This is a genomic window from Streptomyces beihaiensis (genome assembly GCF_026274175.1).
Taxonomy (GTDB): domain Bacteria; phylum Actinomycetota; class Actinomycetes; order Streptomycetales; family Streptomycetaceae; genus Streptomyces; species Streptomyces beihaiensis.
The window spans coordinates 1-17,538 of the sequence record NZ_JAPHNL010000265.1; the positions used below are offsets into that span (position 1 = coordinate 1).

Genomic DNA, 17,538 nt, shown 5'->3' on the forward strand with positions numbered 1-17,538 from the left:
GAAGCCGGGTGACCGGTGGAGTTGACTGGTACTAATAGGCCGAGGGCTTGTCCTCAGTTGCTCGCGTCCACTGTGTTGGTTCTGAAACCACGAACAACCCCATGTGCCACACATGGTGCGGTTGACAGTTTCATAGTGTTTCGGTGGTTATAGCGTGAGGGAAACGCCCGGTTACATTCCGAACCCGGAAGCTAAGCCTTTCAGCGCCGATGGTACTGCAGGGGGGACCCTGTGGGAGAGTAGGACGCCGCCGAACTATTAGTGACAGGAGCCCCCGCGCCGCAAGGTGCGGGGGCTTTCTGCGTTGTCGGTGACCCCCTTCGAACCGGCCTTGGGGCCGAGGGTAAGGTCAGGGGGCATCGTTGGCTCATTTCCTCACAGGAGGCCCCCGGGTGGAGGTCCAGGAGACCCGCGTACAGACGGAGCGGGTCCTCACCATCCCCAACATCCTCAGCATGGCGCGGCTGGTCGGCGTTCCCGTCTTCCTGTGGCTCATCCTCAGGCCCGAGTTCGGGGGGCCTAAGAGCGATGGCTGGGCGTTGCTGGTGCTCGCGTTGAGCGGGGTCAGCGACTACCTCGATGGCAAGCTCGCACGGCGCTGGAACCAGATCAGCAGCCTCGGCCGCCTGCTGGATCCGGCCGCCGACCGCTTGTACATCCTGTCCACTCTGGTCGGGTTGACCTGGCGGGAGATTCTCCCGATCTGGTTGACGGCTGTACTGCTGGCGCGCGAACTGGTTCTCCTGGTGATGGTGGGAGTCCTCCGCAGGCATGGCTATCCGCCGCCGCAGGTGAACTTCCTCGGCAAGGCCGCGACGTTCAACTTGATGTACGCGTTCCCGCTGCTGCTTCTCAGTGACGGAAGTGGCTGGATCCACGAAGTCGCTGCTATTTTCGGATGGGCGTTCGCCGGATGGGGTACAACGCTGTACTGGTGGGCAGGGATCCTCTACGTGGTACAAGTCCGCCGACTTGTCTGGGCGGACGCCACAGCCGATTGAGCTCGCCATTGAGCGCACCGTGAGGCCGAGTGGCCCGCACCAGCACAATCGCAGGCCATTCACGACGAGCGAAGTCGGCTAGACAGTCGTCTCTTCAAGGAGGACGCTTCCGACATGAAGGCCGTCGTGATGGCCGGAGGCGAAGGAACCCGCCTTCGCCCCATGACCTCGAGCATGCCCAAGCCGCTCCTGCCGGTGGCCAACCGGCCGATCATGGAGCACGTGCTGAGGCTGCTCAAGCGGCATGGGCTCAGCGAGACAGTGGTAACTGTGCAGTTCCTGGCTTCCCTCGTCAAGAACTACTTCGGGGACGGCGAAGAGCTTGGAATGGAGCTCACCTATGCCAATGAGGAAAAGCCACTCGGCACCGCCGGCAGTGTGAAGAACGCGGAGGAGGCGCTGAAGGACGACGCCTTCCTCGTGATCTCCGGTGACGCTCTCACCGACTTCGACCTCACCGAACTCATCAACTTCCACAAAGAGAAAGGCGCCCTCGTCACGGTCTGCCTGACAAGGGTTCCCAACCCCCTGGAGTTCGGGATCACCATCGTCGACGGCGACGGCAAAGTCGAGCGGTTCCTGGAGAAGCCGACCTGGGGCCAGGTCTTTTCGGACACGGTGAACACGGGCATCTACGTGATGGAGCCCGAGGTCTTCGACTATGTCGAGGCCGACGTTCCCGTCGACTGGTCCGGAGATGTCTTCCCGCAGCTGATGAAGGAAGGCAAACCCATCTACGGCTATGTCGCGGAGGGGTACTGGGAGGACGTCGGCACACATGAGAGCTACGTGAAGGCGCAGGCCGACGTGCTCGAAGGCAAGGTAGACGTCGAGATCGACGGATTCGAGATCTCGCCCGGTGTATGGGTCGCCGAGGGCGCCGAGGTGCACCCCGACGCAGTGCTGCGCGGCCCGCTCTACATCGGCGACTATGCCAAGGTCGAGGCCGACGTGGAAATCCGTGAGCACACGGTCGTCGGATCCAATGTCGTGGTCAAGAGCGGCGCCTTTCTCCACAAGGCCGTCGTCCACGACAACGTCTATATCGGCCAGCAGAGCAACCTGCGCGGTTGCGTGGTCGGAAAGAACACCGACATCATGCGGGCGGCCCGGATCGAGGACGGCGCCGTCATCGGCGACGAGTGTCTCGTCGGCGAGGAGTCCATCGTCCAGGGAAACGTTCGCGTCTACCCGTTCAAGACGATCGAGGCCGGAGCCTTCGTCAATACGTCGGTGATCTGGGAGTCGCGCGGACAGGCCCATCTGTTCGGCGCCAGGGGAGTCTCCGGAATCCTGAACGTCGAGATCACCCCCGAGCTGGCCGTGCGCCTCGCGGGAGCGTACGCGACGACTCTGAAGAAAGGCTCGACCGTCACGACCGCCCGCGACCACTCACGTGGTGCCCGTGCGCTCAAGCGGGCCGTCATCTCGGCGCTGCAGGCGAGCGCCATCGACGTACGGGACCTGGAGAACGTACCGCTGCCCGTCGCACGGCAGCAGACGGCGCGCGGCAGCGCCGGCGGCATCATGCTCCGTACGACGCCGGGCGTGCCGGACTCCGTCGACATCATGTTCTTCGACGAGCGTGGAGCTGACCTGTCGCAGGCCGGCCAGCGCAAGCTGGACCGCGTGTACGCCCGGCAGGAGTACCGCAGGGCGTTCCCGGGGGAGATCGGGGACCTGCGCTTCCCGTCCAGCGTCTTCGACTCGTACACCGGGGCCGTGCTGCGGAACGTGAACATCGACGGGATCGCCGAGTCCGGGCTCAAGGTCGTCGTCGACGCGTCCAACGGCAGTGCCGGGCTCGTCCTGCCCAGCCTGCTCGGACGGCTCGGGGTCGACTCTCTGACGATCAACCCGGGCCTCGACGAGTCACGGCCGACCGAGACGGCGCAGGCGCGCAGGGCCGGGCTCGTGCGGCTCGGTGAGATCGTCGCGTCGGCACGGGCCGCGTTCGGTGTGCGGTTCGACCCGGTCGGCGAACGGCTCTCGCTCGTCGACGAGAAGGGGCGGATCGTCGAGGACCACAGGGCGCTGCTGGTCATGCTCGACCTGGTCGCGGCCGAGCGGCGCAGCGGCAGGGTCGCGCTCCCCGTGACGACGACGCGGATCGCCGAACAGGTCGCCGCGTACCACGGGACGCAGGTCGAGTGGACGACCACGTCCCCCGACGACCTCACCCGCGTGGGACGGGAGGACACGACCATCTTCGGCGGCGACGGGCGCGGCGGGTTCATCGTGCCCGAGTTCAGCAGCGTCTTCGACGGGAGCGCGGCGTTCGTCCGGCTCATCGGCCTCGTCGCCCGTACACAGCTCACGTTGAGCCAGATCGACGCCCGCATCCCGCGGGCGCACGTACTGAAGCGCGACCTGGCGACGCCGTGGGCCGTGAAGGGGCTCGTGATGCGGCGCGTGGTCGAGGCGGCCGGTGACCGGAACGTGGACACCACCGACGGCGTGCGGGTCGTGGAGCCCGACGGCAGCTGGGTCATGGTGCTCCCGGACCCCGCGGAAGCGGTCACCCATCTGTGGGCCGAGGGACCCGACGACGCGTCCGCGCAGCGGCTGCTGGAGGAGTGGGCGGCGGTCGTGGAGAGCGCCGGCCACTGATCCTCGGGCAGGAGCCCGTCCGCACCGAACCGGTCCGCACCGACCGCACCGGTCCGCACCGCCACCGGCCCGCCCGGTGTCCGGTGCGGACCGGTTCGTCGGTGGGGCCGTTCGGAGGCGGCGGGCCGCACGTGCGACGATGTGCGGCATGTCGCAGCAGCCCCCCGTTCGGAGCAGTCCCAGGCGCCCCTCGCGCCCCGATGCCTCCATGTCGCTGCTGACCAATGTGATGGACCACAGCCTGGACGAGGGGTATGCCGAGGCCGCGGCCCGGAAGAAGGAGGCGGGGCGCAGCGGGCTGCCGAAGACGCTGCGGGCCAAGCTCGGGCTCGCGGCGGGTCTCGTGCTCGCCGCCGGCGTGGTGACGGTGGGGGCCGCGCAGGCCCGCGTCGCCGCCCCCGTCGTCGCCAAGGAACGCCAGGAGCTGATCGACCGGATCAACCGGGAGACGGACTCCGCCGACAAGCTGGAGGGCAAGGTCGACTCGCTCCGTACCGAGGTGGGCGACATACAGCACCGGGCCCTCGACCAGCACGGCGGCAAGCGGGGCGAACTCGTGGGTGTGCTCTCTGGGGCCGTCGCCGTGCACGGTCCCGGGGTGAAGCTCGTGGTCGACGACGCCAAGTCGGCCGAGATCGGCGGCGGGACCGGGCCGCGCGAGAGCGCCGGGTTCTCCGACACGGGACGGGTGCGCGACCGTGACATGCAGCGCGTGGTCAACGGTCTGTGGCAGTCGGGTGCCGAGGCCATCAGCATCAACGGAGAGCGCCTGACCGCGCTCTCCGCGATCAGGGCCGCCGGTGACGCGATACTGGTCGACAACAGGCCGCTGGTGCCGCCGTACACGGTGCTCGCGGTGGGGGACGGGCAACGGCTGAGCACTCGGTTCCAGAACAGCCCCGACGGGCTGTATCTCCATGCCCTGCAGGAGAACTTCGGGATCCGGACCAAGATCTCGGCCGAGAAGAACCTCGAACTACCCGCCGCGCCCAGCGTGACCGTACGGACAGCTCGGCCGAGCAATGAGAAGACGGAGAAGGGCACAAAGTGATCGCCGTACTGGGCCTCGTCGTGGGAATCGTGGTCGGACTGTTCGTCCGGCCCGAGGTTCCGGCGGTGGTCGAGCCTTACCTTCCGATCGCCGTCGTGGCGGCGCTCGACGCGGTGTTCGGCGGGCTGCGCGCCATGCTGGACGGGATCTTCGACGACAAGGTGTTCGTCGTGTCCTTCCTGTCGAACGTCGTCGTGGCCGCGCTCATCGTCTTCCTGGGCGACAAGCTGGGCGTCGGGGCTCAGCTGTCGACCGGTGTCGTCGTGGTGCTCGGCATCCGGATCTTCTCCAACGCGGCCGCCATCCGGCGCCACGTGTTCCGGGCGTGAGGCAGATGAACGACCGCGACGACAACGACGGCCGCCCCGAGGGCTCCGAGCGCCCCGCGGAGCCGGAACGCCCGCAGAGCGCCGACGGCCGGAAGGCCCCCGGGCACACCCCGGCGCAGCCCCCCGCGCGGACCCCGGCTCAGTCTCCCGGAGAGGCGCCCGCCCCCGAGCGCCGCTCGCCGAGCCTGCGCAGCGAGTTGCCCGCCGAGGTGCGAGGAGCGCGGCCGCGGCCGGCCGCGACGGACGGGCCGGAGCCCGGCGGGCCCGGCACGGCCGGGCAGGTGGCCGACGGGGAGCGGGAGCTGACCGGTCGCCAGCGACTCGTGAAAGGGCTGTGGCCGCCCCGCGTGTCGCGCGCCCAGCTCATCGTGGCCGTGCTGTTGTTCGTACTGGGTCTCGGACTCGCCATCCAGGTGCGCTCCCACAGCGACAACAGCGCTCTGCGCGGCGCGCGGCAGGAAGATCTCGTGCGCATCCTCGATGAACTCGATTCGCGGACTCAACGTCTGGAAGATGAGAAGCAAGGTCTCGAACACCAGCGGACCGAGCTGGAGAACAGCTCGGACCAGGCCGACGAGGCGCGCAAGCAGACCGCTGAGAAGGAGCGCCAACTCGGCATTCTGGCGGGCACCGAGGTCGCGCAGGGCCCCGGCATCACCATGACCGTCACGGACCCGAAGGGGGCCGTCCAGGCGGACATGCTGCTCGACGCGATCCAGGAGCTGCGGGCGGCCGGAGCGGAGGCGATTCAGGTGAACGGTGTCCGTGTCGTCGTCAACACGTACCTGACGGACGCGGACGGAGGGAAGGGCGTCAGCGTGGACGGACATCACCTGAGCCAGCCCTACCGGTTCAAGGTCATCGGCAAGCCGCAGGATCTCGAGCCGGCCCTCAACATCCCCGGAGGGGTCGTGCAGACGCTGGAGAAGGAGCAGGCCACGGTCACCGTGACCCGTTCGGAGAAGGTCGTCGTGGACGCCTTGCGAGCCGCGCATCAGCCTGACTACGCTCAGTCGTCCTCGCAGTGAGGCGAGGGTGCATGGGGGACGGTGTGCGAGGGCATGAGGTTGCGGGGGGTCGGCGCATCGAAGAGGCGGTGCGTGGTGGAAACTGTTCGGCGGGTGCGGACGTTGTGAAGGTGTCCGTGTCAGCGATGTACGCCGATGTGTGCAATGAGGGTTCGTCCTGCCCCACGGGCGGGTCTGTTTCGGTCAAGGGGAATCGCCCGTGAAGTTGTTTGCGAAGTTGTTCGGCAAGAGCGCGCGTGAGGACGCCCGTCACCGTGCGCCGCGCCAGGGAGACGTGCCGGAGACCCAGGTCGGCGAGCGCCCTCTGTTCCGGGACCAGATCCCTGGGGACATTTCGGGCGGACAGGGCGCGTCGTCTGTTGACCCTGCCGGTTCCGGCCGCATAGGTTTCGGGGAACCGTCAGCCTCGAGTGCGGGTGGAGGGCACGCCCCCGATCCGTACGCGTCCCACGCCCCGTCGGGGCAGCCGCGGCAGGAGGATCCGTCCATGTCGGCCCTGGTGTGTGCGAGGTGCGGAAACCGGAACGGGGAGAACAGCCGGTTCTGCTCGAACTGCGGCGCGCCGCTGCGCGCCGGCGCGGCCGCCGAGCGCCCCTCCGAGACGACGTCCACCATCTCCATCTCCGGCATCGAGGCGTACGACGCCGAGGTGACCGGTCAGACGCAGCTGCCGGCCCTGTCGCCCGAGGCGCAGGCCGCGGTCGACGCACTGCCGCTCGGATCGGCGCTGCTCGTCGTGCGCCGCGGGCCCAACTCGGGCAGCCGCTTCCTCCTGGACGGCGAGCTGACCACGGCGGGCCGTCACCCGCAGAGCGACATCTTCCTGGACGACGTGACCGTGTCGCGGCGCCATGTGGAGTTCCGTCGCATGCAGGACGGCTCGTTCACGGTGGCCGACGTCGGCAGCCTCAACGGGACGTACGTGAACCGTGAGCGCATCGACTCGGTGACGCTGAACAACGGAGACGAGGTCCAGATCGGCAAGTACCGGCTGGTCTTCTACGCGAGCCAGCGGGGCATCTGACCAGCCAACCGCCAGGAAGGTCCATGCTGCATACACCGAGGGGCGGTGCCGACAGCGGCACCGCCACCGTGGACAGTCGGCTGATGAGCATCGGCACCGTACTGAATCTGCTGCGCGAGGAGTTCCCCGAGGTCACCATCTCCAAGATCCGCTTCCTGGAGTCGGAAGGCCTCGTGGAGCCGGAGCGCACGCCCTCGGGCTACCGGAAGTTCAGCCCGGGTGACGTGGAGCGGCTCGCCCACGTCCTGAGGATGCAGCGGGACCACTATCTGCCGTTGAAGGTCATCAGGGAGCACCTCGACGCCGAGGAGCGCGGCGAGCCCCTTCCGCTGCCCGTGCCGTCGCAGGGCGGCGATGCCGCAGGCGCGGGTGAGCGCGGTGAGGCGGGCCCCACGGCCGCGCGGGTGGGCCGCGACGAACTCCTCGCCGCCGCCGGGATCGCCGAGGAGGAGCTGGCGGAGTGGGAGTCGTACGGTCTGCTCGCTCCGCTGCCGGACGGGGGCTACGACGCCGCGGCGGTCGTGGTCGCCGAGCTCGTCCAGGAGCTGGGCCGGTTCGGGATCGGTCCCCGGCATCTGCGGGCCGCGCGGGCCGCCGCGGACCGCGAGGCCGGGCTGATCGACCAGGTCGTCGCTCCGCTCAAGGTGCACCGCAACCCGCAGACCCGGGCGCACGCCCAGGAGCGCGCCACGGAACTGGCCGGACTCACGGTGAGGCTCCACGCGGCACTCGTCCAAACGGCTCTCGGAGTGCGTCTGCCCTGATCGTGGGCGTGCGAAAGGCCACCGGGGGGCCTGTCGGCGACGGCCCGACTACCCAAACCGGCCGGGCACGTCCTAGGGTTGCTGTGTGAACGAGCTCGACGTCGTAGGTGTCCGGGTCGAAATGCCCTCCAACCAACCGATCGTCCTCCTGCGTGAAGTGGGGGGCGACCGTTACCTCCCCATCTGGATCGGACCGGGGGAGGCGACGGCCATCGCCTTCGCGCAGCAGGGCATGGCCCCTGCGCGCCCGCTGACCCACGACCTGTTCAAGGACGTGCTGGAAGCGGTCGGACAGGAGCTCACCGAAGTGCGCATCACGGACCTGCGCGAAGGGGTCTTCTACGCGGAACTGGTGTTCGCGAGCGGCGTCGAGGTCAGCGCCCGCCCGTCCGACGCCATAGCGCTCGCGCTGCGCACCGGGACGCCGATCTTCGGCAGCGAAGGAGTCCTGGACGGTGCCGGGATCGCGATCCCGGACGAGCAGGAGGACGAAGTGGAGAAGTTCCGCGAGTTCCTCGACCAGATCTCGCCCGAGGATTTCGGAACCAACAGCCAGTGAACCGGTCGGCTGTCGGCGCGTGCCGCCGACGGCCGATTCGGCACATTCAGGCACTGTTCCCCGCGGTGGGACACGGGAAACCACTCGTAGGGTGATTATCACTCGGCGTGGCGAGTGTGGCGTTCGTTGACGCACCCCCTGTGACTGCCTACCGTCGAGAAGGCAGGTCAAAGAGGAGGTCGGCGTGAGAAGCAGCGGCGACGGTACGGCGACGGGCGGTCCGTACCCGTTTCACGGCGGCGCAGCCGATCACCCTCCGCAGCGTCCGCAGGCGGTGACCGCGGTGCCGGGGGAGAGCGGCGAAAGAGCTCCCGACGGTGTCGGGTACCGGGGGCCGACCGCGTGCGCGGCGGCCGGCATCACCTACCGCCAGCTCGACTACTGGGCCAGGACCGGCCTCGTCGAGCCCAGCGTGCGGCCCGCGTACGGGTCGGGCACGCAGCGCCTCTACAGCTTTCGTGACGTCGTCGTCCTCAAGGTCGTCAAGCGCTTCCTGGACACCGGAGTCTCGCTGCAGAACATCCGTACCGCCGTCCAGCATCTGCGGGAGCGCGGATTCAGGGACCTGGAGCGGATGACGCTCATGAGCGACGGCGCGACGGTGTACGAGTGCACGTCGCCCAGCGAGGTGCACGATCTGCTCCAGGGCGGGCAGGGCGTCTTCGGCATCGCCGTGGGCGTGGTGTGGCGGGACGTGGAGAGCGCCCTGTCGCAGCTGCACGGCGAGCGCGTCGACACCGGGGAGACGCTCATCGGGCACAACCCGGCCGACGAGCTGGCAAGGCGGCGCAACCGGGCCGTGTGAACGGTTGTGCGGCCCGATTGTCAGTGGTGTGAGGCAGCATCTGAGATGTGAGAACCGCGCCGACGATCCTGCATCTGGACATGGATGCCTTCTACGCCTCCGCGGAGCAGGCGGCGAAGCCCAGCCTGCGCGGAAAGGCCGTCGTCGTGGGCGGGCTCGGGCCGCGCGGCGTCGTCGCCACGGCGTCGTACGAGGCACGCAGGTTCGGGGTGCACTCCGCCATGCCGATGGGGCAGGCCCGCAGACTCGCACCGCACGCCGCGTACCTCGTGCCGCGCTTCCGCCTCTACCGGGACATCAGCGAGCAGGTGATGGCGCTTCTGCGGGAGCTTTCACCCCTCGTGGAGCCCCTGAGCCTGGACGAGGCGTTCGTCGATCTGGAGGCCGCTGAGGCGGCCTGGGACGCGGCTTCGGCCGAGGCCGTCGGGGTCCGGCTGCGCGCCGACATCCGGCGGGTGACCGGGCTGACCGGTTCGGTGGGGCTCGCCGTGTCCAAGATGCTCGCCAAGATCGCGTCCGAGCAGGCCAAGCCGGACGGTCTCGTCCTCATACCGCCGGGCACCGAGCGGGCGCTGCTGGGGCCGAAGACCGTGCGGATCCTGCCCGGCGTGGGACCGGCCACCGCGGAGCATCTGCGCCGTGCCGGAATCCACACGGTGGAGGAGATCGCCGAGGCGGGCGAGGACGAGCTCGTGCGGCTGCTCGGCAAGGCGCACGGCAGCCACCTGTACGAGATGGCGCTCGCGCGCGACGAGCGGCCCGTCGTCGCCGAGCGGGACTCGAAGTCCGTGTCGGTCGAGGACACGTACGACATCGACATCCACGACCGGGTGCGGGTGCGCGGCGAGGTTCGGCGGCTCGCGGACCGGTGCGTGGAGCGGCTGCGGGAGGCCGGCAGGTCGGGGCGGACCGTGGTGCTGAAGGTCCGGCGCTACGACTTCTCCACCCTGACCCGCTCCGAGACGCTGCGCGGGCCGACGGACGACCCCGCCGTGGTGCGGGAGGCGGCCGCGCGCCTCCTTGAGGCCGTGGACACGACGGGCGGGGTCCGGTTGCTCGGGGTCGGGGTGAGCGGTCTCGCCGACTTCACCCAGGAGGACCTCTTCGCGCAGGCGGGCGAGGGGGTGACGGGCGGCGGTACGGAGGAGGCGGGGGAGGAGACCGCGGCGGCGGGCCCGGAGGAAGGCGCGGCGGCCGCCCCGGCGGGGGCTCTGACGGAGGCGGCGGCCCCCGCCCCGGCCACCGCCGCCGAGCCCCCCGGGCGACGGTGGCCGGCCGGGCACGACGTACGGCACGCGGAGTACGGCCCCGGCTGGGTGCAGGGGAGCGGGCTCGGGCGGGTGACCGTCCGGTTCGAGACGCCGTACGCGGACCGGCCGGGCCGGGTACGGACGTTCCGGGCCGACGACCCGGCGCTGGTTTCGGCCGACCCGCTGCCGCTGGTGCGGCCCCAGGACGGGCGCCGGTCTCCTCAGGTCGGCTCTTCCTCCTCGGCCCCCGCGACGTGGCCGAACGAGACGTCGGGAGAGCCCGGGACGGCCACGTCAAGGCCGTAGTGGTGATAGAGCTGCAGTTCCTGCTCGGGCGAGAGATGGCGGCCCACGCCGAAGTCGGGAGCGTCCTTGATCAGGGAGCGCTCGAAGGGCACACGGAGCGCGTCGTCGACGAGCTCGCTGGGCTCCAGGGGCACGAAGGCGTCGCGGGTGAAGAGGCCGGTCCGTATGGCCGCCCACTCCGGCACCCCGGTGGCGTCGTCGAGGTAGACCTCGTCGATCGTTCCGATCTTGGTCCCGTTGCGGTCGAAAGCCTTGCGGCCGATCAGATTGCGCGGGTCGATGTCGGTCTGCACGGGCCCTCCAACTGATCGCAAGTGCTCTGTAAACACTACGAAAGAGCACATTCGGGAAGGCGGCCACTCGAGCGATGCTCCATGTCGCCGCTGGTAGGCTGGCAGACGGCTGCCGACCTCGTGCGGGAGAGTCCTCCGAGAGCTTTCGGGGGCGCCGAAGGAGCAAATCCTCCCCGGAATCTCTCAGGCCCCAGTACCGCACGGGCGAGGTCACTCTGGAAAGCAGAGCGGGTGCACGGTTTCCGCTCTCACCGACGGTGAAAACCGGCGGCGCACGCGTGATCGCGCAGGCGGGCCGGTGAAGCTCTCAGGTCGAGATGACAGAGGGGGAGGCCGTCCGGGCACCCGCGCCGTGGTGCCCCTCGCAGGTCGTGACGACCAGGAGGCCTCCGCAATGACCGCCAACCGTACATCGCTCACCCGCCTCGAACAGGGCATTCCGTTCGAGCAGCGGCACATCGGTCCGGACGATGCCGCGCAGGCCAAGATGCTCGCGCAGGTCGGATACGGCTCGCTCGACGAACTCACGGCGGCCGCCGTACCGGATGTGATCAAGAGCACCGAGGCGCTGGCGCTGTCGGCCGCGCGCACCGAGGCCGAGGTGCTCGACGAGCTGCACGCCCTGGCCGACCGCAACCAGGTCCTCGGCTCGATGATCGGCCTCGGCTACTACGGCACGTTCACGCCGCCCGTCATCCTGCGCAACATCATGGAGAACCCGGCCTGGTACACGGCGTACACGCCCTACCAGCCGGAGATCTCGCAGGGCCGCCTCGAGGCGCTGCTCAACTTCCAGACGATGGTCGCCGACCTGACCGGACTTCCGACCTCGGGCGCCTCGCTGCTCGACGAGGGCACCGCGGCCGCCGAGGCCATGGCCCTGTCGCGGCGCGTCGGCAAGGTCAAGGACGGCGTCTACGTCGTCGACGCCGACGCCCTGCCGCAGACCACCGCCGTGATCCGGACACGCGCCGAACCGACCGGCGTGGAGATCGTCGAAGCCGACCTGAGCGAGGGCATCCCCCCGGAGGTCGCCGAGCGCGGTGTCGTCGGTGTACTCGTCCAGTACCCGGGCGCATCGGGCGCCGTGCGTGACATCAAGCCCCTCATCGACCAGGCGCACGAACTCGGCGCGGTCGTGACGGTCGCCGCCGACCTTCTCGCGCTGACCCTGCTGACCTCGCCCGGCGAACTGGGCGCCGACATCGCCGTCGGCACCACGCAGCGGTTCGGCGTGCCGATGGGCTTCGGCGGGCCGCACGCCGGATACATGGCGGTGCGCGACACGTTCGCCCGCTCGCTGCCGGGCCGCCTCGTGGGCGTCTCCGTCGACGCCGACGGCAACAAGGCGTACCGCCTCGCCCTGCAGACGCGCGAGCAGCACATCCGCCGCGAGAAGGCGACCAGCAACATCTGCACCGCCCAGGTGCTGCTCGCCGTCATGGCCGGCATGTACGCCGTGTACCACGGCCCGGCGGGCCTCACCTCCATCGCGCAGCGCACCCACCGGTACGCCACGCTGCTCGCCGCCGGCCTGACCGCGGGCGGTGTCGAGGTCGTGCACGCCGCCTACTTCGACACCCTCACCGTGCGGGTGCCGGGCCGCGCGGCGGATGTCGTGACCGCCGCCCGCCAGGCCGGGGTCAACCTGCGGCTCGTCGACGCCGACCACGTCTCGGTCGCCTGCGACGAGACGACCACGCGGGCGCAGCTCGGCATCGTGTGGAGCGCTTTCGGGGTCGAGGGCGACATAGAGGCCCTGGACGCCGAGGTGCCGGACGCGCTGCCCGCCGGGCTCCTTCGCCACGACGAGTTCCTCACCCATCCGGTCTTCCACCAGCACCGCTCCGAGACCGCGATGCTGCGCTACCTGCGCAGGCTCGCCGACCGCGACTACGCGCTCGACCGCGGCATGATCCCGCTGGGCTCCTGCACGATGAAGCTCAACGCGACGACGGAGATGGAGCCGGTGACCTGGCCCGAGTTCGGCGGGCTGCACCCGTTCGCCCCCGCCGAGCAGGCACAGGGCTACCTCACCCTCATCCGCGAGCTGGAGGAACGGCTCGCCGAGGTCACCGGCTACGACAAGGTCAGCCTCCAGCCCAACGCCGGCTCCCAGGGCGAACTGGCGGGCCTGCTCGCCGTCCGCGGCTACCACCGGGCCAACGGGGACGAGCAGCGCACCGTCTGCCTCATCCCGTCGTCGGCGCACGGCACCAACGCGGCGAGCGCGGTGATGGCCGGCATGAAGGTCGTCGTGGTCAAGACGGCCGATGACGGCGAGATCGACGTGGACGACCTGCGGGCCAAGATCGAGCAGTACGCCGACCAGCTGGCCGTGCTCATGATCACGTACCCGTCGACGCACGGCGTGTTCGAGGAGCACGTCGCCGACATCTGCGCGCAGGTGCACGACGCGGGCGGCCAGGTCTACGTCGACGGCGCCAACCTCAACGCTCTGGTGGGCCTCGCCAAGCCGGGTCGGTTCGGCGGCGACGTCTCCCACCTCAACCTGCACAAGACGTTCTGCATCCCGCACGGCGGCGGCGGCCCGGGTGTCGGGCCGGTCGGCGTGCGCGCGCACCTCGCGCCGTACCTGCCCAACCACCCGCTGCAGCCCGCCGCGGGCCCGGAGACCGGCGTCGGACCGGTCTCCGCGGCGCCGTGGGGCTCCGCCGGAATCCTGCCGATCTCGTGGGCGTACGTACGTCTGATGGGCGGCGAGGGGCTGAAGCGGGCGACGCAGGTGGCGGTGCTCTCCGCCAACTACATCGCCAAGCGGCTCGAACCGCACTACCCGGTGCTCTACACCGGTCCGGGCGGCCTCGTCGCGCACGAGTGCATCATCGACCTGCGGCCGCTGACCAAGGCGACGGGCGTCAGCGTGGACGACATCGCCAAGCGGCTGATCGACTACGGGTTCCACGCGCCGACGATGTCGTTCCCCGTGGCCGGGACGCTGATGATCGAGCCGACCGAGAGCGAGGACCTGGGCGAACTCGACCGGTTCTGCGAGGCGATGATCGCGATTCGCGGGGAGATCGACCGAGTCGCCTCCGGCGAGTGGCCGGCGGACGACAACCCGCTGCGGAACGCACCGCACACGGCGGGGATGCTCGCGGGCGAGTGGGAGCACGCCTACAGCCGTGAGGTGGGCGTCTTCCCTGGCGGGGTGGACGCCTCCGACAAGTACTGGGCGCCCGTGCGCAGGATCGACCAGGCCTTCGGTGACCGGAACCTCGTCTGTTCCTGCCCTCCGCTGGACGCCTACGAGGGGTGAGTCCAGGGGGCTGCGCGATCACCGGTTCGTCATGGCTGGTCGCGCAGACCCGCGCCTCGGTCAGGGCGGTCCTTCAGGCCGCCCTCACCACCGGGCCCACCGGGCGGTGCGGAGCGATGATCGTGCCGTTCGGGAGGAGTTCGCCGGTGTCCTCGAAGAGCAGGACACCGTTGCACAGCAGGCTCCAGCCCTGTTCCGGGTGGTAGGCCACCGGAAGCGCGGCCTCCCTGTCCGCTGAGTCGGCTGTCGGGCACGAAGGCTGGTGCTGGCACATGGATCGGTTCTTTCGCTGCGAAGTGATGGTGCTGCGGTCGGGTGTGCTGTTCATGGCCGTCCCCCGTCTCCAGTCGGTCCGGAACCCAGTGTTGCCCTGTGGGCGTCGTTCCGCAGGGATTTCTCGGTAGCGGTCCTCACAGGGGACAGACGCATCACCCGTGCGGGCGGTTCAGCTCAACAGCACGGCCTTTTCGGATGGTTCGGGGTGGCCCCGGCGGGCTAGTCCGCTCGAGCGGGCGGTCGGACAGTGCTGGGCCCCGCGACCGGACGGCGGTCGGTCGCGGGGCCCAGGTCTCCGAGGAGCCGGGTCCGGGCTCAGGCCAGCAGCGTCGCCGCCGGAGTGAGCCGGTGGGTGAGGACCGGCAGCAGTTCGGCGACGCGGTGCGGACGGTACGCCGCGATCCCCGGTGGCGCGGGCGCCAGCGGCACGAGGATGTCGTCGGCCGCGGGGTGCCCGGTGGCGGCGTCGGCGGCGCAGTCGCCGTGCAGCCACAGGGTGAGCATGTACAGCTCGGGTACGGAGAGCAGCCGCGGCTGGTAGGGGCCGGGCAGCGACTCGGCCTGGCGCAGGGCGCGTTCGGTCGACGTGACGTACGGGCCCTCGAAGAAGTGGCAAAAGGCCCAGCCGTCCGGGGTGAGCCGGGTGTCGGCCGCGGCCACCGCGTGCCCCCCGCAGCGGATGAGGAAGCGCCACCCGGTGAGGCGGGCCCGCGACGGCCCGGTGGTCTCGGTGATGTGGTCCAGCACGTGGACGGGGAGCGGTAGTTCGGCGGTGGCGGGTCCCTGCGCGGTGCGCAGGGACGGTGTGCGCGCCTCGCGGACGGCGGTCGGGGAGCCGAGGGCCGCGAGGACACTGCGCAGGGCGGGCGCGGGAGCCGGGGGGACATGCAGCGGCATGGTGGGTCGCCTCTCATTCGACAGGCACGTGATGCGAGGGCGGTGCGGGGCGAGCGGACGGCGCTGTCTGCTGCGGGTGCACGGTGTGTGCGTGTGGGTATGCGGCGGTGCGCGGGCCGGAGGGGCGGGGGGCCTCGGCCCGCGGGCGCCGACTCCGGGTCTCGCCAGCGGAGTTTATACGACACACGTTCGCATGAAGTTTCCTCGAACGTCTCGCGAAACCATGGCAAGCGGGATTCCGGTCGACCTGACCGTGCTGCTTTGCGGTGGTCATCACGATTTCCCGCGCATTCCGCCGCGGTGACCTCGACATCTGCCGAAAGAGCGGTCGGCCGGAACTCGTCGGCGGTTTTCACCAGGCGCCTGTCACCGGAATCTGCGCCGGGCCGCATGCCTATGGAATGTGCCGCGCCCGAATTGCTTCGAGCCTACTGTGCGACGGTCTTGCGCGGGGCGTTATCGATCGCATTGCCTGGGCATCATCATCCGTGACACGCGGCCGGGCGGCCGGGACACCCATGCGGGGAAGGGACGCTTCCATGGGGGAGAAGGTCGTTGCGGGCGCGGTCGATCCGGCCGACCGACAGCGCTACAGGCAGAAGTTGAAGGAGTGTCTGGAGGGGCTTGAGCGGCTGTTGGGCGAGAAGCGGTTCGACCGCCCGAGGAATCTGATGGGGCTTGAGATCGAATTGAATCTCCTGGGGTCCGACGGTATGCCCCGCATGTTGAATGCGGAAGTACTCGAAAGGATCGCGAGCCGTGATTTCCAGACCGAACTGGCCATGTTCAACCTGGAGGTGAACATTGCGCCGCACCGGCTCGCCGGACGCGTTCTCGACCGGCTCGCCGAGGAACTCCGTACGGGGCTCGCCTACGCTCACCGAAAGGCGAACGAAGTCGACGCCGGTATCGCGATGATCGGAATTCTGCCGACCCTGACCGCGCGGGATCTCGTCTCGGCGAACCTCTCCGCCGTCGACCGCTACACGCTGCTCAACGACCAGATCGTGGCCGCCCGCGGTGAGGACTTCGTGCTGGACATCGAGGGCGTCGAGCGGCTGACCTGCACATCGTCGTCGATAGCCCCCGAGGCGGCCTGCACCTCCGTGCAGTTGCACCTCCAGGTCACCCCGGTCCGCTTCGCGGCCGTGTGGAACGCGGCGCAGGCCGTCGCCGGGCCGCAGATCGCGATGGGGGCCAACGCGCCGTTCCTGTTCGGCCGCGAGCTGTGGCGCGAGTCGCGGCCACCGCTGTTCCAGCAGTCGATCGACACCCGCCCGCCGGAGCTGCAGGCGCAGGGCGTACGGCCGCGCACCTGGTTCGGGGAGCGGTGGATCGACTCCGCGCGCGACCTGTTCGAGGAGAACCTGCGGTACTTTCCGCCGCTGCTGCCCCGCGTCGACGACGAGTCCCCGCTCGACGTGCTCGACAGGGGAGGCGTCCCGAGCCTGGCCGAACTCGTGCTGCACAACGGCACCGTGTACCGCTGGAACCGCCCGGTCTACGCGGTCGCGGACGGCGTCCCGCACCTGCGGGTGGAGAACCGCGTGCTGCCCGCCGGCCCCACCGTCACCGACGTCGTCGCCAACGCGGCGTTCTTCTACGGCCTCGTACGGGCCCTGGCCGAGCAGCCCCGCCCCGTCTGGACCCGGCTGCCCTTCGAGGCCGCCGACCGGAACTTCGGCGCGGCCTGCCGGTACGGGATCGACGCGCGCCTGGAGTGGCCGCGCCGGGGCCGGTTCGGCGGCACCGAGCTCGTGCCGGCCGTCAGCCTCGTACGCGACGAACTGCTGCCGCTGGCGGCGGCCGGACTCGACGCGTGGGGCGTGGAACCGGCCGACCGTGACCGCTACCTCGGCGTCATCGAGGAACGGTGTGCGCGGCGCACCAACGGCGCGGCGTGGCAGGCGGCGACGTACCACCGCGCGCGAGAGAGCGGACTCGACCGCCAGGAGGCGCTCGCCGCGACCACGCGCCGGTACTGCGAGCTGATGCACCTCGGTGAGCCCGTGCACACCTGGCCCGTGGGGCTTCTGGAGCCCGCGGCGTCGCTGCGCTGAGCGCG

General features: G+C 70.0%; 15 protein-coding genes, 1 rRNA gene and 2 riboswitches. Of the genes, 13 read left to right on the forward strand and 3 right to left on the reverse strand.

Features of this window, described 5'->3' with window-relative positions; all coding sequences use genetic code 11:
* Nucleotides 1-139: 139 nt before the first annotated feature.
* From rrf to OFY01_RS21365, 11 genes are all read left to right on the forward strand, one after another.
* A 5S ribosomal RNA gene (gene rrf, locus OFY01_RS21315) occupies nucleotides 140-256 on the forward strand.
* 136 nt (nucleotides 257-392) lie between these two features.
* Nucleotides 393-1,001, forward strand: coding sequence for a CDP-alcohol phosphatidyltransferase family protein (locus tag OFY01_RS21320; protein ID WP_266602333.1), 609 nt, complete (start codon nucleotides 393-395; stop codon nucleotides 999-1,001).
* A gap of 114 nt (nucleotides 1,002-1,115) precedes the next feature.
* Nucleotides 1,116-3,611: a mannose-1-phosphate guanyltransferase gene (locus tag OFY01_RS21325; RefSeq protein WP_266602334.1), complete on the forward strand. Its 2,496-nt coding sequence runs from the start codon at nucleotides 1,116-1,118 to the stop codon at nucleotides 3,609-3,611.
* A gap of 139 nt (nucleotides 3,612-3,750) precedes the next feature.
* Complete coding sequence (locus OFY01_RS21330; protein WP_266602335.1) at nucleotides 3,751-4,662, forward strand: DUF881 domain-containing protein; 912 nt, start codon at nucleotides 3,751-3,753, stop codon at nucleotides 4,660-4,662.
* A complete protein-coding gene (locus OFY01_RS21335) occupies nucleotides 4,659-4,991 on the forward strand; it encodes a small basic family protein (RefSeq protein WP_266602336.1) in 333 nt (110 codons plus the stop codon). The genes OFY01_RS21330 and OFY01_RS21335 overlap by 4 nt, the downstream gene beginning before the upstream one ends.
* Before the next feature lie 5 nt (nucleotides 4,992-4,996).
* Nucleotides 4,997-6,019: a DUF881 domain-containing protein gene (locus OFY01_RS21340; protein WP_407700396.1), complete on the forward strand. Its 1,023-nt coding sequence runs from the start codon at nucleotides 4,997-4,999 to the stop codon at nucleotides 6,017-6,019.
* A 157-nt stretch (nucleotides 6,020-6,176) separates the two neighbouring features.
* Nucleotides 6,177-7,043 carry an FHA domain-containing protein gene (locus tag OFY01_RS21345; protein ID WP_266602406.1) on the forward strand — a complete coding sequence of 289 codons (867 nt, stop codon included), beginning with the start codon at nucleotides 6,177-6,179 and terminating at the stop codon, nucleotides 7,041-7,043.
* A gap of 23 nt (nucleotides 7,044-7,066) precedes the next feature.
* Nucleotides 7,067-7,807: a transcriptional regulator FtsR gene (gene ftsR, locus OFY01_RS21350; protein WP_266602339.1), complete on the forward strand. Its 741-nt coding sequence runs from the start codon at nucleotides 7,067-7,069 to the stop codon at nucleotides 7,805-7,807.
* Between the two features lie 85 nt (nucleotides 7,808-7,892).
* The gene (locus OFY01_RS21355; RefSeq protein ID WP_266602341.1) at nucleotides 7,893-8,366 is read left to right on the forward strand and encodes a bifunctional nuclease family protein; all 474 of its coding nucleotides are present in this window, start codon (nucleotides 7,893-7,895) and stop codon (nucleotides 8,364-8,366) included.
* A gap of 184 nt (nucleotides 8,367-8,550) precedes the next feature.
* Nucleotides 8,551-9,171 (forward strand): MerR family transcriptional regulator, encoded by a 621-nt coding sequence (locus tag OFY01_RS21360; protein WP_266602343.1) that lies wholly within the window; start codon nucleotides 8,551-8,553, stop codon nucleotides 9,169-9,171.
* Nucleotides 9,172-9,218: 47 nt separating this feature from the next.
* Nucleotides 9,219-10,727 (forward strand): DNA polymerase IV, encoded by a 1,509-nt coding sequence (locus OFY01_RS21365; RefSeq protein ID WP_266602345.1) that lies wholly within the window; start codon nucleotides 9,219-9,221, stop codon nucleotides 10,725-10,727.
* Here the strand turns inward: OFY01_RS21365 and OFY01_RS21370 are convergent.
* The gene (locus OFY01_RS21370; RefSeq protein ID WP_266602347.1) at nucleotides 10,643-11,020 is read right to left on the reverse strand and encodes a PRC-barrel domain-containing protein; all 378 of its coding nucleotides are present in this window, start codon (nucleotides 11,018-11,020) and stop codon (nucleotides 10,643-10,645) included. The two genes, OFY01_RS21365 and OFY01_RS21370, sit on opposite strands and share 85 nt — an antisense overlap.
* 113 nt (nucleotides 11,021-11,133) lie before the next feature.
* Nucleotides 11,134-11,229, forward strand: a riboswitch (glycine riboswitch).
* Nucleotides 11,230-11,354: riboswitch (glycine riboswitch) on the forward strand. It abuts the riboswitch before it with no gap.
* Nucleotides 11,355-11,414: 60 nt separating this feature from the next.
* Between OFY01_RS21370 and gcvP the strand changes: the two genes are divergently transcribed.
* Complete coding sequence (gene gcvP / locus OFY01_RS21375; RefSeq protein WP_266602349.1) at nucleotides 11,415-14,300, forward strand: aminomethyl-transferring glycine dehydrogenase; 2,886 nt, start codon at nucleotides 11,415-11,417, stop codon at nucleotides 14,298-14,300.
* A 73-nt stretch (nucleotides 14,301-14,373) separates the two neighbouring features.
* Here the strand turns inward: gcvP and OFY01_RS21380 are convergent, their stop codons facing one another.
* Both OFY01_RS21380 and OFY01_RS21385 read right to left on the reverse strand, forming a co-directional pair.
* Nucleotides 14,374-14,574 carry a DUF5999 family protein gene (locus OFY01_RS21380; protein ID WP_266602351.1) on the reverse strand — a complete coding sequence of 67 codons (201 nt, stop codon included), beginning with the start codon at nucleotides 14,572-14,574 and terminating at the stop codon, nucleotides 14,374-14,376.
* Between the two features lie 317 nt (nucleotides 14,575-14,891).
* A complete protein-coding gene (locus OFY01_RS21385) occupies nucleotides 14,892-15,473 on the reverse strand; it encodes a hypothetical protein (RefSeq protein WP_266602353.1) in 582 nt (193 codons plus the stop codon).
* A 539-nt stretch (nucleotides 15,474-16,012) separates the two neighbouring features.
* On the opposite strand from OFY01_RS21385, the gene OFY01_RS21390 reads away from it, so the two are divergent.
* Nucleotides 16,013-17,533: a glutamate--cysteine ligase gene (locus OFY01_RS21390; RefSeq protein WP_266602355.1), complete on the forward strand. Its 1,521-nt coding sequence runs from the start codon at nucleotides 16,013-16,015 to the stop codon at nucleotides 17,531-17,533.
* Nucleotides 17,534-17,538: the final 5 nt, after the last annotated feature.